Origin of the sequence: Bradyrhizobium sp. NBAIM08, from assembly GCF_020193935.1 — a bacterium.
Taxonomy (GTDB): Bacteria; Pseudomonadota; Alphaproteobacteria; order Rhizobiales; family Xanthobacteraceae; genus Bradyrhizobium; species Bradyrhizobium yuanmingense.
This window is the reverse complement of the sequence record NZ_JADYVR010000621.1, coordinates 1-426: the sequence shown is the minus strand read 5'-3', so window position 1 is coordinate 426 and position 426 is coordinate 1. Positions and strand designations below refer to the sequence as shown.

The 426-nt window shown below is 62.2% G+C and carries 1 protein-coding gene; it reads right to left on the bottom strand.

The features are described from left to right. Positions 1–9 precede the first annotated feature (9 nt). A partial coding sequence (locus tag I6F37_RS41250) for an acetyl-CoA hydrolase/transferase C-terminal domain-containing protein (RefSeq protein WP_276573822.1) occupies positions 10–426 on the bottom strand: 417 nt, incomplete at its 5' end.

Genomic DNA, 426 nt, shown 5'->3' with positions numbered 1-426 from the left:
CCCCTGATCTCAGTAAAAATGCTTCGGAATCAGCCGATGCTCGCGCGCCTGCTGCTCCAGTTCCTCGCGAAAATCGGGATGGGCGATGGAGATCAGCGCCTGCGCACGCTCGGCCACCGACTTGCCTTTCAGGTTCACGCTCCCGTATTCGGTGACGACGTACATGACATCGGTACGTGGCGTGGTGACGATGTTGCCGTGGGTGAGCGCGAGCACGATGCGGCTCTTGCGCGCGCCGCGCTTCTCGTAAGTGGAGGCGAGGCACATGAACGACTTGCCGCCGCGCGAAGCGTAGGCACCACGCACGAACTGAAGCTGGCCGCCGGTGCCGCTGATATGGCGATGGCCATCGGACTCGGATGCGGCCTGGCCCTGCAGATCGACTTGCGTCGTATTGTTGATCGACACCACAGCGTCGTTCTGCAT